Source organism: Bradyrhizobium erythrophlei, from assembly GCF_900129425.1.
In the GTDB taxonomy this organism is placed as follows: Bacteria; Pseudomonadota; Alphaproteobacteria; order Rhizobiales; family Xanthobacteraceae; genus Bradyrhizobium; species Bradyrhizobium erythrophlei_C.
In genome coordinates this window covers 6,882,215-6,897,168 of record NZ_LT670817.1, presented here as the reverse complement: position 1 = coordinate 6,897,168, position 14,954 = coordinate 6,882,215, and the positions used below count along the sequence as shown (strand labels likewise).

Annotated in this window: 10 protein-coding genes; 5 read left to right on the top strand and 5 right to left on the bottom strand. The window is 63.8% G+C overall.

Annotation, left to right across the window (positions count from 1 at the left end):
* Window positions 1-204 precede the first annotated feature (204 nt).
* Complete coding sequence (locus B5527_RS32850; RefSeq protein WP_079605200.1) at window positions 205-1,185, top strand: alpha/beta fold hydrolase; 981 nt, start codon at window positions 205-207, stop codon at window positions 1,183-1,185.
* Here B5527_RS32850 and B5527_RS32845 read toward each other — a convergent pair whose 3' ends face one another.
* From B5527_RS32845 to cycA, 3 genes are all read right to left on the bottom strand, one after another.
* On the bottom strand, window positions 1,186-3,741 hold the full coding sequence (locus B5527_RS32845; RefSeq protein ID WP_245332356.1) for a hypothetical protein: 2,556 nt from the start codon (window positions 3,739-3,741) through the stop codon (window positions 1,186-1,188).
* A 271-nt stretch (window positions 3,742-4,012) separates the two neighbouring features.
* Window positions 4,013-7,210 (bottom strand): adenylate/guanylate cyclase domain-containing protein, encoded by a 3,198-nt coding sequence (locus tag B5527_RS32840; protein WP_079605199.1) that lies wholly within the window; start codon window positions 7,208-7,210, stop codon window positions 4,013-4,015.
* An 81-nt stretch (window positions 7,211-7,291) separates the two neighbouring features.
* Window positions 7,292-7,684 carry a cytochrome c-550 CycA gene (cycA, locus tag B5527_RS32835; RefSeq protein WP_079607692.1) on the bottom strand — a complete coding sequence of 131 codons (393 nt, stop codon included), beginning with the start codon at window positions 7,682-7,684 and terminating at the stop codon, window positions 7,292-7,294.
* A gap of 234 nt (window positions 7,685-7,918) precedes the next feature.
* Here cycA and B5527_RS32830 point away from each other — a divergent pair, with 234 nt between their 5' ends.
* Complete coding sequence (locus tag B5527_RS32830; RefSeq protein ID WP_079605198.1) at window positions 7,919-9,412, top strand: FAD-linked oxidase C-terminal domain-containing protein; 1,494 nt, start codon at window positions 7,919-7,921, stop codon at window positions 9,410-9,412.
* 263 nt (window positions 9,413-9,675) lie between these two features.
* Here the strand turns inward: B5527_RS32830 and B5527_RS32825 are convergent, their stop codons facing one another.
* On the bottom strand, window positions 9,676-10,014 hold the full coding sequence (locus B5527_RS32825) for a putative quinol monooxygenase (protein ID WP_079605197.1): 339 nt from the start codon (window positions 10,012-10,014) through the stop codon (window positions 9,676-9,678).
* Window positions 10,015-10,295: 281 nt separating this feature from the next.
* Here B5527_RS32825 and B5527_RS32820 point away from each other — a divergent pair, with 281 nt between their 5' ends.
* On the top strand, window positions 10,296-11,534 hold the full coding sequence (locus B5527_RS32820) for an FAD-binding protein (RefSeq protein ID WP_079605196.1): 1,239 nt from the start codon (window positions 10,296-10,298) through the stop codon (window positions 11,532-11,534).
* On the top strand, window positions 11,531-12,847 hold the full coding sequence (gene glcF / locus B5527_RS32815; protein ID WP_079605195.1) for a glycolate oxidase subunit GlcF: 1,317 nt from the start codon (window positions 11,531-11,533) through the stop codon (window positions 12,845-12,847). The genes B5527_RS32820 and glcF overlap by 4 nt, the downstream gene beginning before the upstream one ends.
* On the opposite strand, the gene B5527_RS44760 is transcribed toward glcF, so the two are convergent.
* Window positions 12,790-13,239 (bottom strand): hypothetical protein, encoded by a 450-nt coding sequence (locus B5527_RS44760; RefSeq protein WP_154072643.1) that lies wholly within the window; start codon window positions 13,237-13,239, stop codon window positions 12,790-12,792. The genes glcF and B5527_RS44760 overlap by 58 nt on opposite strands.
* A gap of 647 nt (window positions 13,240-13,886) precedes the next feature.
* Here B5527_RS44760 and B5527_RS32805 point away from each other — a divergent pair.
* Window positions 13,887-14,900, top strand: coding sequence for a TorF family putative porin (locus B5527_RS32805; RefSeq protein WP_079607691.1), 1,014 nt, complete (start codon window positions 13,887-13,889; stop codon window positions 14,898-14,900).
* Window positions 14,901-14,954 lie beyond the last annotated feature (54 nt).

Below are 14,954 nucleotides of genomic sequence, written 5' to 3'. Positions count from 1 at the left end.
CCTTCCATCAATGCGATCATCCTTCTTGTGGACCGCAATGCAAGGAATCAGACTCGATTCACTCATGGCAAGAAAAATGTTATTGAAATTGTGTGCACGCCTTAGCCCTACGGGAGAGGTAAAAGTTTCCGCTGCGTCCTAGTTCAATCTAACCTCATCTCATCACGCTTTAGCTGATACCCCGGGCTCTTCAGGATGTAGCAAATGATATCGATCGTCGTCGTGGCCGCGCTGGCTGTTCTGGCGCTGATCACGCAAGCCGGTGTCCTTGCGATCCAGCGCGCCTGGCCCGCCCAGGGCAGGATGATCGAGGTCGCCGGCGCAACCCTCCACGTCATCGATATCGGGCCGCGCGACGCCGATGGTCCGCCGGTCGTGATGATCCACGGCGCGAGCTCGAATCTGGAGACCATGCGGCAGCCGCTCGGCAAGAGGCTCGCGAAAAATCATCGGGTGATCCTGATCGATCGCCCCGGTCATGGCTGGAGCACGCGCGCGCATCAGAAGGATTCGACGCCGGCGATCCAGGGCCGAATGATCGATGCGGCGCTGGAAAAACTCGGCGTTATCAGCGCGATCTTCGTGGTCCACTCCTGGGCCGGGGCGCTGGGCGCGCGGATAGCGCTCGACTATCCCGGGCGCGTCGCCGGTCTGGTGATGCTGGCGCCGGTGGCCTATCCGTGGCCGGGTGGCGTCGGATGGTACAACAAGCTTGTCACCACGCCCGTGATCGGCCCGCTGCTCGCCTACACCATTACGCTGCCGCTCGGCATCTTGCTGACCGAATCCGGCGCGCGCGGCGTGTTCCTGCCGCAGGTCATGCCGCGAGACTGGGTCGGCAACACCGCGACGCCGCTATTGCTGCGTCCACGCGAATTTCTCGCCAATGCGCGGGATCTGGTGACGTTGAAGGCTGCGGTGGCCGAGCAGGCGCCGCACTACGCCGACATCAGGGCGCCGACCGTGGTGATCACGGGCGATGCCGACAAGACCGTATCGACGAATATTCACTCGCGCCCGTTCGCCGCCGTGGTCGCAGGCGCAAAACTGATCGTGCTGCCGGGTGTCGGCCACATGATCCAGAACGCTGCGCCGGATCTTGTGACCGCCGAGGTCGAGGCGATGATCGGCGGGATCGCGGACCGTGCGGCGGTGGCTGGCCGGGACGCCTCCGCGCGATCTTGATTATCGTCCAAACTCGTCGGCGCGCGCGTGCACGTCCGGCGCAACGGACGGTTCGAGCGCCTTGTTATCGGCGACTGTTTCGATCTGCGCCGATTGGATTGACGGTGCGTCCGAAGCGGCTACGGAAGCGATTCTATCGTCGCCCGCCAATTGTAGTCCCCCGGCCCGAACCGCCGCGGGCGCGCCGAAGCGGATCGCCCGGCGGCTTCCGACGATGATGCCTGCGCAGACGACGTAAAAGCCGACGCCCAGCGCATATGTGGTGGCGATACCAAATTCGATGGATAAGGCCATGCCCAGCACCGAGGCAAACATCGACGTGATCCCGTTGGCGCTCCAGAAGAACGGCAGCAGCTCCGAGTGACGCCGCCAGATGTTCAGCCCGAGCGGGAACATCATGCCCATGCAGAACGCCGGGGGCGCCAGCAGAAGCACGGACAACAGAATGCGCATGTCGGTCGCTGCCGATCGCGCCCACGTCGTCAACAAGGGCGTCAACAACCCCGCCACCGCGAGCGTCGCAAGCAGCGCGAGTACTCTGGCGAACAGTACGCCCGGCCGGGGAGAATGCGCACCGACGGTGGCGCTGCCGATCCCGCCAAACAGAAGAATCGTGAACAGCACGACACCCAGCCCGTAGACGGGATGTCCAAGGAAGACCATCAGCCGCTGCATCTGCGATATCTCGATCAGCATGAAGCCCATGCCGATCGCGCAAAAATACGTCACCGGCGGCGCCAGCACCGACAGCGGCATCCGCCTTGCCATACGGGCAAAGGGAACGACGATGTAGTATGCGCAGGCGCAGAGCGCCATCACGATCAGCATCAGGGTCATGCTGATCGCCGGGTTGTTGTTGGAGAGGGTCGATGAAGGCTTGCCGACGAGATCGCGAAAGCGCGATGTATAGAAGAAGAACGGATTGTCATCCGTCGAGGGGGCGATATTTTCCGGTAGCGACGCGAAGAAGGCTGCGTCCGCATGGCCGGCCATCAGCGTCGACGTGACGTCGTCGAAGCCGACATGCGGCCCCAGCAGTATCTTGAAGCCCTGGGCCTCGAGTCTGCTGCGCGCCCCCAGCCATTGGGCATCGGTAATGGCGTCCGGACTGGTAATCACGGTGACGATGCTGCCGACGTTGAGTGCGACGACATGGTTCGACAGCTCGGCTGCGGGCACACCTCTGCGCTGGAGCGCGCTCGCCGCGATCGCCACCAGACGATAGAACTCGCCGCGGTGACCCTCCGGCTCGAACCAGCGCGATACCGACAGCAATCCGCCGGGCTTGAGTGCCCGGTAAAAGTCACCCCACGCCTCCACGGTATAAAGGCGGTTTTCGGTGAGGGTTAAGCCGCCGGCAGCCGTCGCGGCCCAGGTGTCGATCAGCGATATCTGGACCAGGTCGTATCGTTCCGAGGAATGGTTGATGTAGCTGCGGGCTTCGGCATTGACCAGCGACACGCCGGGCTGGCGATCGAGATGGCCGGAGAAATCGGCGAACTTGTCGGTGAGGACTTCGAAGATCGCAGGATTGATCTCGATCCCGCGAATGCGTTTGGCGCCGAAAAAGAGTCCGGAAAGGATGTCGCGACCGCCGCCCACGCCGACCACGGCGACGTCGGCCGGCGGCTTCACCAAATAGGCGGCGTTGATGACGTCGTCCTTCAGGTAGGAGAGCTTGCCGATATCGCCATCGTAGCGGGTGATGACCGTGGCGGCATCCGCGTCGATATCGAGATGGTTCTGGTCTATTTTTTTCGCGGGCGTGTGGGTCAGGCCCCAGCCAAACGGAGCGCTCTCTCCAAGCGCCGTCACCCTGACGCGCGAGTAGGTATTCCAGCGTTCGAACAGCGTTCCGATCTGTTGAACCCCCTTGGCCCAGTACACACCGAGATGGTTGTTGCCGGAAACATCAAGTCCGGTATGCACGGCGGCGGCGGCCGCCAGTGTCAGCGCGACGGCGCCGCTCAGACGCAGGCTGCGGATGTCGCCGTTGTCGCGCACCATGATCCAGCCTGCACCGGCGGCGAAGGCTCCGATCCATAGGGTGGCGCTTACGGGGTCGACGACCAGCAACGCGAAGATGACTCCCAGGCAGCCGAGCGCCGCCCCTGAAAGGTCTGCCGCATAAAGCCATCCGCCGCCATACGGCAGGCGAGTCAGCAAAAGCGTTATGCAGACGCCGCTTTCGGTAAAGGGCATGACGAAGGCGACCGTCGCGATCGCCAGGGTCACCTGCACGTATTCTTGCGGAATCACCAGCGGCGCGCACAGGAAGGCGATCATGGCACCGACGCCGGTGATCGCGAACCACGATGCATGCCAGGCGAATTCCACGCCCACCCGTTCGGGAGTGTAGCGGGCGGGTTTGTTGTAGACCTCCATCGCGCCGCGGGTAAGCCCGAGCATGGCGAGCGAAATGGCAGCGAATGCAAAATGGTAATACAGCATCACGCTGAAGAAACGGGTGATCAGGATCTGGTAGGACAGCGTGGCGCACGCCAGCACGAAAATCGCCAGGGAATAGCGGTTCAGGATTCGGGGAAATGCCTGCAAGATAATGCCCTCAATGAAATCAATCCACGCGACACGGCCTTGGTCGCGGACGCTGAATGAAACTCCCTAATAACCGGTTGATATTGGTCGCTAAAAAGCTCCACACGCGTCGTCAACGCGTCGCCGCCGAGGCCTTTTGCGTGATGTTGATTAATAATTCGCGCGGATGGATGCCGTGCGCGGACCTCACGCGATGTCCGGCGTGAGTCGGGAACGCGCGCCAAAGCGGACATCCATCTTCCCGCGTCCGCGGGCGATACCCGGACCTCGGTTATCCGCGGCCTGCACTGTTTGCGAGTTCGGAAAGCGACGCCTCGGCGCGGCGCTCGAAGATGACGGCGCCCTGCTGCTTGGCGATGTCGCGAGCGGTCGCGAAGGCCGACCGCGCCTCGTCCTTGTTGTCGCGGCCGAGCGCCAGCAGGCATTCCCCGCGCAGGCGATAGATCTCCGGCAAATAGAAGCCGATGCCGGGTTCATCGATCCCGGCGACGGCGCGGTCGAGATGAGCGAGGCCGTCCGCCGGCCGGCCGGCGGCCAGCAGCACTTCGGCGGCCAGACCGAGATAATATTGCGGCAGCGGACCGAGGGCTGACGCATTGCCGATCTCGGCATCGATCCGTCGCGCGGAGTCCGCGACGCCGGAACCGATCGCGGTCGCCCAGGCCGCGAGCACCAGGCTGCCCGCGCGCCACGGCAACAAGCCGAATTTTTCCGCCAGTCCCGCCGAACGATGCGCCGCGGTGAATGTGGCGTCGCGGTCGCCGCCAAGCTGGTGACCTATGCCGCAATTGTGCAGCGAATGAGCGAGGGTGTTGGGATGGTCCAGCAATTCAGCAAGCGCGAGGGATTTTGCGAAGCTTTGCGCTGCCTTTCCTCTTTCGCCCGCCAGCTGCAGCGAGTTGCCGCACTGCGAGTGCGCGCAAACGCCGGGATCGTGACCGCCGAACTGGTGACCGAGGTGACGGTGGCGGGCCATGTCGTAGAGCTCGACACCATTCCGGCAACCCTCGATCCCGCCCATGACGTCGCCCCGGAAAAAAGCCGTCGACCATTGGCAGTGATACGCTTCGAGCAACAGATCGCCATCGCCGGAGCGTTGCGCAAGCGTGACCAGTTCGCCGGCGCGGTCGCGCGCCAGCGAGGTCTTGCGTCGGAGATTGGCGTTGATCCACAGGCCCCATTTGGCCTGGAATAATCTGGGGCCGTCACCCAGTTTCTCGCCGATGACGCCGGCGCGGGTGTAGGCGTCCTCTACCTCCGAACTCTGCAGGCCGTGAGCGACGACCGACGCCGAGCCCAGCTTGAGCAGAAATTCCAGTTGCCGGCGCATCCCGTCCTGCGCCGGCAATGCTTCGGCGAGCTTGAGACCGGCCGAGAAATGCGCGATCGCTTCGGTATAAGCCGAACGGTTCACCGCCTGATCGCCGGCGCGCATGCGGTAGTCGCAGGCGGGGGCGGGCAGGCCGGCCTCACCGAAATGATAGGCCAGCAGGTTCGGCTCGCTCGCGGCAATGTCGGCGAAATGCTGCTCCAGCGCATGGGCGATGCATTGGTGCCACTGGCGCCGGCGCGCCAGCAGCAGGCTCTCGTAGGCGGCGTCGCGCACCAGCGCATGCTTGAAACTGAAGCTCCGTTCCAGGCCGCGCTCCTCGGGAAAGACGATGCCCGCCGCAACCAGCTTCGCCAGCGTGGCCTGGAGTTCACCGGCATCCCCCGAGACAACTGCGCCGAGCAGCGCAAAGCTGAATTGCCGGCCGATGACTGCGGCGATCTGGGCCACTTCGCGCGCTTCGCCGAGCCGGTCGAGGCGGGACATCAGCGAATCCTTCAGTGTCGCCGGCACCTCGCTGCCTTCGCCGGCCGTTTCCATGACGCTCCTGGTCAATTCCTCCACGAACAGCGGTACGCCGTCGGTCTTGGCGACGATCGCCGCGACCGTTTCCGCGGACAGACCGTGCGCGGCGGCGACTCCGGCGGCCAATTGCGTGCATTCCTGACGGCCCAGCCGGCCGAGCGTCAACAGGGTCGCTTGCGGCCGCGCCAGCCAGGGCGGCGCGAAATCCGGCCGCGCGGTCACCAACGCCAGCGCTCGTGCCTGGCCGATGCTGTCGGTCAGGCGCATCATCATTTCCAGCGTGGTGGCGTCGATCCAGTGCGCGTCTTCCAGCACGATCAGCACGGGCTCGCTCTCGCCCATCCGAAGGAACTCGTCGACGATCAGGGCCAGCGTCGACGCCTTGCGCTGGGCCGGCGTCTGCGACGACGGCACCGTTGCCGCCAGCGGGATCGACAGCAACTCGGCCAACAGCGGGATCGCTGCCGGATCCGAAGCGGTCCGCTGCGCGAACAGGGCACCGAGTTTCTCGATCCGCGCGCCCGGCGTGTCGGTCGCGGCGAAGCGGGCGGCGCGGCTGAGATACTGGCTCACCGGATAAAGCGCGTTGTCGCCGTGATGCGGCGAGCATTGCAAATTGATCCGCGCATGCGGCTTGCCGCCCAGCGCTTCGCGCAGCGCTTCGATCGAGCGCGACTTTCCGATTCCCGCCTCGCCGACCACGGTCACGATCTGGCCCTCGCCCTGCCGCGCCAGCTGCCAGCGCTCGAGCAACAGTCCCATTTCGTGGGCGCGGCCGATCTGCGGCAGGTTCCGGCCGGCCCGAATCGCGGCAAAGCGGCTTTCGACCGAGGCTTCGCCGCGCACACGCCAGGCCGGCACCGGGCGGGCGAATCCTTTCAATTCGTGTTCGCCGGTAAGTTCGAGTTCAAACAGCCCGCCGAGTAAATTCCGGGTCGACTCGCTGACGAGAATGGTGTCCGGACCGGCGAGCGCCTGCAGCCGGGCGGCGAGATTGGGGGTTTCACCAACGATGGTGTGCTCTTGCGCCGTGCCGGTTCCGATGATTTCGCCGACCACCACGAGGCCGGTAGCAATGCCGATCCGTGCCTGTACCGGCGTATGGTCCGGCAATTCGATGCCGCCGACTTCCGCCAGGACGTCGATCGCGGCGCGAACGGAGCGTTCCGCGGCGTCCTCGAAGGCACGGGGAAAACCGAAATAGGCCAGAACGCCGTCGCCCATGAACTTGGCGACGAAGCCGCCGTACCGGCCGATCGCGCCGGCGACGGCGTCCTGATAACGCCGGATCAGGCCGCCGAGCAGTTCGGGATCGACCTTGGCCGATAGCGCGGTCGAGCCGACCATATCGGCGAACAGCACCGTCACCTGACGCCGCTCGGCCTCGCCCGAACCCGGTCCGTCAGGGCGGACAGGCTTCGATGGCGCCGGCCCGGCACCGCGGTCGGCGACCGCCTTCATCAGCCGCCGGCGATTCCCCAGGGACAGGCCGAGTTGTTCGAAATCCTGCTCGTTCAGCTCCGGCAGGATGTCGAGGTCGATATCGTTCGCCTCGAATGCGTCGGCATATTGCTCAAGCCCGTTACTGCGCAACCAGTCGCGAAGATCGTTCATGCCGTCGGGTTTCCTGACGCTGTCCCGAACCAGACTGGCACATTTACGCAGATTGTAGCAGGGCGAACAGACGCGACGCGCCTATTTGGTCTTTCCGTCCTTGTCGTATTGCGCGATGAACGCCCAGAGATCGTTGACCTCCTTGTCGTTCTTGATGCCGGCGAAGGCCATCTTGGTGCCGGGAATCTTGGCTTTGGGATCCCTGATGTATTCCTTGAACTGCGCCTCGTTCCAGGTGATGCCGGAATTCTTGTTGGCGTCCGAGTAGTTAAAATCCGGCACGGTGCCCGCCTTGCGGCCGTCGAGCCCGTTGAGCTCGGGGCCGATCTTGTTCTTGGCGCCTTCCCCGATCGAATGGCAGGCCATGCATTTGATGAACGACGTCTTGCCCGCCGCGACGTCCTGCGCCAGGGCGGCGGTCGTGGCTGCCGACGATGCGATGACGGCCAGCGCGCTCAGGGTCAGTTTTTTCATGGGAGGCTCTTGGTCGTTCCAGGGTGGCTTGCCGCCGTTGTTGCATGGGGCGCTCGCGGTGGACAAGCCGCGAAACGGCTCCGGGTTCATCGGTCCGGCCGGCGTTCCCGCGCGTTTGTGGCGCGCCCATGCGTTGGCGAGCTACCCAAAGCGGCCCAGACGTGCTTGATTTGGCATGACAAATCGGCCAATGGCGGATGCCGCACACGCCCGAAAACGGCCGGGGAGAAGTCCATGACCATCATGATGCCTGCATCGGATCAGGCGGTTCTCGACCGACGCGAGACCATCGTCGCGGCGTTGCGGGCGATCGTGCCGGGCGAGGGCGTGATCGACAGCCCGGCTGAAATGATCCCTTACGAGTCCGACGGCCTGATGGCTTATCGTCAGCCGCCGATGGTGGTGGTGCTGCCGGACACGACCGAACAGGTCTCGCAGGTTCTGAAGTATTGCTTCGAGCAGGGCATCAAGGTGGTGCCGCGCGGCTCCGGCACCTCGCTGTCCGGCGGCGCGCTGCCGCTGGCCGACGCCGTGCTGCTGGGGCTTGGCAAATTCAAGCGCATCCGCGAGATCGATTTCGACAACCGCGTGGTCGTGACCGAACCCGGCGTGACCAATCTGGCCATCAGCGAGGCCGTCGCCCACGCCGGATTCTACTATGCGCCCGACCCGTCCTCGCAGATTGCCTGCTCGATCGGCGGCAATGTCGCGGAGAATTCCGGCGGCGTGCATTGCCTGAAATACGGCATGACTACCAACAACGTGCTCGGGTGCGAAATCGTGCTGATCACGGGCGAAATCATCCGGATCGGCGGCAAATCCGCCGAGAGCAGCGGCTACGACCTGATGGGCATCATCACCGGCTCCGAGGGCCTGCTCGGCGTCATCACCGAGGTCACGGTGCGGATTCTGCAGAAGCCGGAGACCGCGCGCGCGCTGATGGTCGGCTTCGCAGAGGTCGAGGCGGCCGGCGAATGCGTGGCGCGGATCATCGGCGCCGGGATCATTCCGGGTGGCATGGAAATGATGGACAAGCCGGCGATCCACGCCGCCGAGGCCTTCGTTCATGCCGGCTATCCGCTCGACGTCGAGGCGCTCCTGATCATCGAACTCGATGGTCCCGGCGTCGAGGTCGATGAACTGATCAGCCGCGTCGAGGCGATCGCGCAAGGCTGCGGCTCGACCACCTGCCAGATTTCCACTTCCGAAGCCGAGCGCAATCTGTTCTGGGCCGGCCGCAAGGCGGCGTTTCCGGCCGTGGGGCGGATCTCGCCGGACTATCTCTGCATGGACGGCACCATCCCGCGCGGCAAATTGCCGGAGGCGCTGGCGCGAATCCGCCAGCTATCGGGCAAGTACGATCTCCGCGTCGCCAATGTGTTTCATGCCGGCGACGGCAACCTGCATCCGCTGATCCTGTACGACGCCAACCAGCCCGGCGAGATGGAGCGGGCGGAGGCCTTCGGCGCGGATATTTTAAGGGTCTGCGTCGAACTCGGCGGTGTGCTCACCGGCGAACATGGCGTCGGCATCGAGAAGCGCGATTTGATGCCGGAGATGTTCAGCGAGATCGATCTCAACCAGCAGCAGCGGCTGAAATGCGCGTTCGACGCGCAGGGGTTGCTCAATCCCGGCAAGATGTTTCCGACCCTGCACCGCTGCGCCGAACTCGGCCGCATGCACGTCCACGGCGGCAAGCTGGCTTTTCCCGAATTGCCGCGGTTCTAGAGCAAGATGGGTTTAACTTGAATCGGAGTGCCCTTCACCTCTCCCCAGCGGGGAGAGGTCGATTTGCCAACGGGTCGGCGCGAAGCGCCGCCCGATGATAAACTCCGCAAATCGGGTGAGGGGGTGCTGCACCAACGATAGACCGTAACCCCTCACCCGGCGCTACGCGCCGACCTCTCCCTATGGGAGACGTAAAGTTTCCGCTACAACTCGATCTAACCTTAATCTCGTCACGCTTTAGAAGGGGCGGTACTGTTGCCGGGTTACAGCAATGCGTATTGCAGGCGTTCGCGCTTGGCGAGCAGCGGCAAGGCCTCGCCGGCGATATGGGTCTTGAAATGCGCGCTGTCCTGGTGCGCCTTGAAAGCGGCCTCGTCGCGGAACAGTTCGTAGAACAGAAACTGCGCGGGATTGTCCCGTGCCTGGCCGATCAGGAACAGTTTGGCGCCGGGCTCGCTTTGCGCCTCGGGCAGAAAGCGGCGCAGAATGCCGGCGACCCTGTCGGCCTGTCCTTCGCTGGCCTCCCATTGCGCGACCACCAGCAGGCCGCCGCCGCTGACGGCATCGCTGATGGTTCGCTCGTTGATGGCATATCGATTCATGGTGGTGCTCCCTGATGATTTGCCCTCAATCGCCGGGCGCTGGATGGTCCGTCCATTGACGGCTACAGTTCGATATATGGCGAATAATATGCGTGAATGCTTCGATGATGGTCGAAGTGATGATGTTGCGAGCGGAAAGGGGTGTTGGCCGATGATCGCTTCGGTTTTCAAACTCGCCCTTGTGCCCGCCAGCCGCGCCTTTAGAAGGATGGCCGGGACCGGATGGTTGCGCCGCGCGGCCGTTCCATGATGGGCCTGACGATGACAGCAAGGCGGTTGGTTTGGATACCCTGAAAGTACGTGACGCCAAGGACGTCGAGCAGGTGGTGCGCGCGGCGATTGCCAGCGAGCAGCCGCTGGAAATCATCGGCCATGGCTCCAAGCGGCAGATCGGCCAGCCGATGGCGACCAATGCGCTGCTCGATCTGTCGGCGCTCAATGCTGTGACGGCCTATGAGCCGAACGAACTGATCATCACGGTGCAGGCGGGCGCGCCGCTGGCCGACGTCAAGTCGCTGATCGATTCCAGGAACCAGCAGTTCGCGTTCGAACCGATCGACACCGCGGCGCTGCTGGGTACCCCAAACCTTGGAACCATCGGCGGCATGATCGGCGTCGGCCTCGCCGGTCCCCGCCGTATCCGGGCCGGCGGCGCCCGCGATCATCTGTTGGGCGCGCATGCCGTGTCCGGCTTCGGCGACAGCTTCAAGGCCGGCGGCCGGGTGGTGAAAAACGTCACCGGTTACGATCTCTGCAAGCTGCTGGCGGGGTCCTGGGGCACGCTCGCGGTCATGACGGAAGTGACCTTGAAGGTGATGCCGAGGCCCGAAAGCGAGCGCACGCTGCTGTTGCGTGGGCTGGATGACGCCACCGCAGTCAGGGCAATGACGGCGGCGCTGGGCTCGCCGTTCGACCTGTCCGGCGCCGCCCACCTGCCGAGTTCGGCGTTTCGGGCCGCCGCGGGAGCGTTGGCGGACCTTGGATCGCCACAGCAGGCGGTCACGTTGCTGCGGCTGGAGGGCATTACGGCGTCGGCCGTCCATCGCGCGGCCGCGCTCGGCAAAATTCTTACGCCGTTCGGGCCGGCGCAGATTCTGGAAGATGCCGCCTCGGCCGCGGTCTGGAGGTCGGTTCGCGACGTCACGCCGTTCGCGGCCGACGGCGCGCTGGGGGCGTGGCCGGTATGGCGGATCGTCTGTCCGCCGGCCGCGGGCGGCGCGCTCGGCGAGCGGCTGGCACGCGACACCGGTGGCGACGTGATCTACGACTGGGGCGGCGGCCTGATCTGGGCGGCGCTGCCTGCCACGCCCGACGCCCGGGCCGCGCTGGTGCGCCAGCGCGTCAATGCGGTCGGCGGCCACGCCACGCTGATCCGCGCATCCGACGAGGTGCGGCGCAGCGTCGACGTGTTCCATCCGCAGCAGGGCGGCGTGGCGAGCTTGAGCGAACGCGTCCGCCACAGCTTCGATCCGAAAAACATCCTCAATCGCGGCCGGATGATACGGGGATTCCTGGCATGAAAACCGAATTCAGTCTGGCGCAACTGGCCGATCCCGACATCGCCGAAGCCGACAAGATTTTGCGCGCCTGCGTGCATTGCGGATTCTGCACCGCGACCTGCCCGACCTACGTGCTGCTCGGCGACGAACTCGATAGCCCCCGCGGCCGGATCTATCTCATCAAAGAGATGCTGGAAAAGAACCGGCCGCCGACGCCGGAGGTGGTCAAGCACATCGACCGCTGTCTCTCCTGCCTCGCCTGCATGACCACCTGTCCGTCCGGCGTGAACTACATGCATCTGGTCGATCAGGCGCGGGTGCGGATCGAGAAGGAATATACCCGGCCCCTGGCCGAGCGGGCGTTGCGGGCGGTGCTGGCCTGGGTGCTGCCGCGGCCGGGGCTGTTTCGCCTCAGCATGATCCTGGCGCGGTTCGGCCGGCCGCTGGCTGGATTGCTGCCGACCCCCAAAGCCGCGCCGGCAGTGCCGACTTTATCGCGGCGAATCAAGGCGATGCTGGCGCTGGCGCCACACAGCCTGCCGGCATCCGGACCGGCCGGCGGGAGCGTTTTTCCGCCGCTCGGCGCAAGGCGCGGGCGTGTCGCGCTGCTGCAGGGTTGTGCCCAACAGGTGCTGGCGCCGCGCATCAATCAGGCCGCCATCAATCTCTTGACGCGTCACGGCATCGAGGTGGTGCTGGTCAAGGACGAGCAATGTTGCGGTGCGCTGACACACCATCTCGGCCGCGACGGCGACGCCCTGGCGCGGGCGCGCGCCAACATCACGGTCTGGCTCGCGGAAGCCGAGCGCGACGGTCTCGACGCCATCCTGGTGACGACATCGGGGTGCGGCACGGTGATCAAGGACTATGGTTTCATGCTGCGCGAGGATCGCGATTTCGCCGGCCCGGCGGCGAAGATTTCAGCGCTGGCCAAGGATATTACGGAGTATCTCGGTGGCATCGAGCTCAAGTCATCGCAGCAACAGCGCGACATTGTTGTCGCCTATCACTCGGCTTGTTCGCTGCAGCACGGACAGAAAATCACGCAAGCCCCGAAAGAATTGCTTTCCAAGAACGGATTCGTGGTGAAAGATGTACCCGAGAGCCATTTGTGTTGCGGTTCGGCGGGGACCTACAACATTCTCCAGCCTGACATTGCGGACAGATTGCGCGATCGAAAGGTCGCCAACATTGCGATGGTCAAGCCGGACATGATCGCTGCGGGCAATATTGGATGCATGGTGCAGATTGCCGGTGGTACGTCAGTTCCTGTGGTTCACACGATTGAGCTTCTCGATTGGGCGACAGGGGGTCCCCGGCCAGGATTGAACTGATCGATTGGCCCCGCGCTCGAGGCGGCGACTTGAAACGCTCGATAGACATGGATCGGCGGCAACAGGAGGATCACGATGGCTAAAGGCAAAAAGAGTAAAAAAGCCAAGAAGGCTAAGAAAAACAAGAAAAAGCTTCTGACGGCGAAGAAAAAATCCGCGAAGAAATCTTCGAAGAAATCGGCAAAAAAGGCCAAGAAGTCGGCGAAGAAGTCCGCCAAAAAGGCGAAGGCGGCGGCGCCGAAAAAATCAGCCAGGAAGGCCAGCGCCAAAAAGGGCGCTGCAAAAAAGAAGGCCGCTCCGGTCTCCAAGGCTGCCGCGCCCAAGGCCGCCGCACCGAAGGCCGTCGCGCCCAAGCCTGCTGCGCCTGCGGCACCCAAGCCTGTCGTGTCCAAGCCCGCCGCACCCAAGCCGGCTCCGGCGCCAAAGCCTGCTCCGACGCCGGTCCCATCAGCTCCGAGCTGGGCGGGCCCAGGTCCCGCTGTTTCAAGTCCCGTTGTTTCGAGTCCTGCTCCAAGTACCGCGCCGTCATGGGGGCACTCGGGCGGCGAGATTTCGTCGGCCCCGTCGTCATCCAGCGACGACGACGACAAATAGCGCCAACGCGGCCCGGTTACCGAGGGTCACGCTTCAAGGCCGCAGCGCCCGTCGCTGCGGCCTTTTTCATGCCGGGAGGTCCCCGAACATTTTTCCGGTTGATCGGCCCCGCTGCACGCAGGGGCGTAGCCCAGGCGGCTGATTCGATTGGGTCTCGATCAGCCGGCGTCTGGCTCTTCCTTCCCGAAGCCGGCCTGTTGCCCAAAAGTCGCCTGACCGGCACGAAAATCACGCGAAGTTGTTGTTGTAATGCAACACACGCTGACAACATTTTGCCCGATGGCGATAACGCCCAAAAAGGCGGCAAATGCTTGTCTTTTTTGCTTTCACTGAACGGGTGGCGCGTTCCAGATTGCGAACAGGTTACGGAATTTGGTTGCAGTCGGTTACCGCTTGTCCCTGGGGGCGCCGGAACGGGACTGTGTTTAAAGCGATGGGGATCGACATGAAGAAAATGGTTTTGGCTGCGGCGGTGCTTGCAATGACCGCAGGCTCGGCTTTCTCGGCCGATTTGTACACGAAGGCCGTCAAAGCGCCGCCTCCGGCAGCGTTCGATCCTTGGGATATCGCCTTCGGCAGCGCAATCATGAATGATTACATCTTCCGCGGTATCACCCAGTCCAATCACAACCCGTCGGTGGCTGCCTATTTCGAGCCGCGCTACAACGTCACCAAAGACTTGCAGCTGTACATCGGCACCTCCGGCGAGAGCATCTCCTTCGCGAACCGCGCCGCGGCCGAAATCGACGTCTACGGCGGTATTCGTCCGACCTTCGGCGCGTTCGCGTTCGACTTCGGTGTCTGGGGCTACCTGTATCCGGGAGGAACCTGCTTCTTCGGTGCTCCGACCGATCCGGCCGGCAAGCCGCTTAGCCCGGAATGCGCGGCCAATATCCTGCCAGACGGCAACGTCATGAAGAAGGACGTCAGCTTTTTCGAAGTCTACGGAAAAGTTAACTACACCATCAACGACAACTGGCAGTTCGGCTTGAACGAGTACTATTCGCCGAACTTCCTGAACTCCGGCGCCTGGGGCGACTACGCTTCGGTCACCGGCAAGTACACCGCGCCAGCCACGGTATTCGGTACCAGCGGCGTCGGCATGTATGTCTCCGGCGAGTTCGGACGGCAGTTTCTTGGAACAACCGACTCCTTCTACGGAACCACGTTCACCAATCCTGGTTTCGCCGGGCCGTTCCCGAACGGCATCAAATACGCCGACTACAATACCTGGAACATCGGCATCGGCTTCACCTACAAGGTGTTCACACTCGATCTGCGCTACTCCGACACCGACCTGTCGAAGGGTAACTGCAACGCCTTCACCAGCGCCTTCAACTCCGCCGGAACGAGCAACATCACCTCGATCAATCCGACTGGCGCAGGCTCCAACTGGTGCGGCGCGGCCGGCATCGCCAAGCTTTCGGCTGACCTGACCGCGATGACCAACCTGAAGTAAGTCATTCCATCGAGACCACGGGGGCGGCAGAGCGATCTGCCGCCCCTTTTCTTT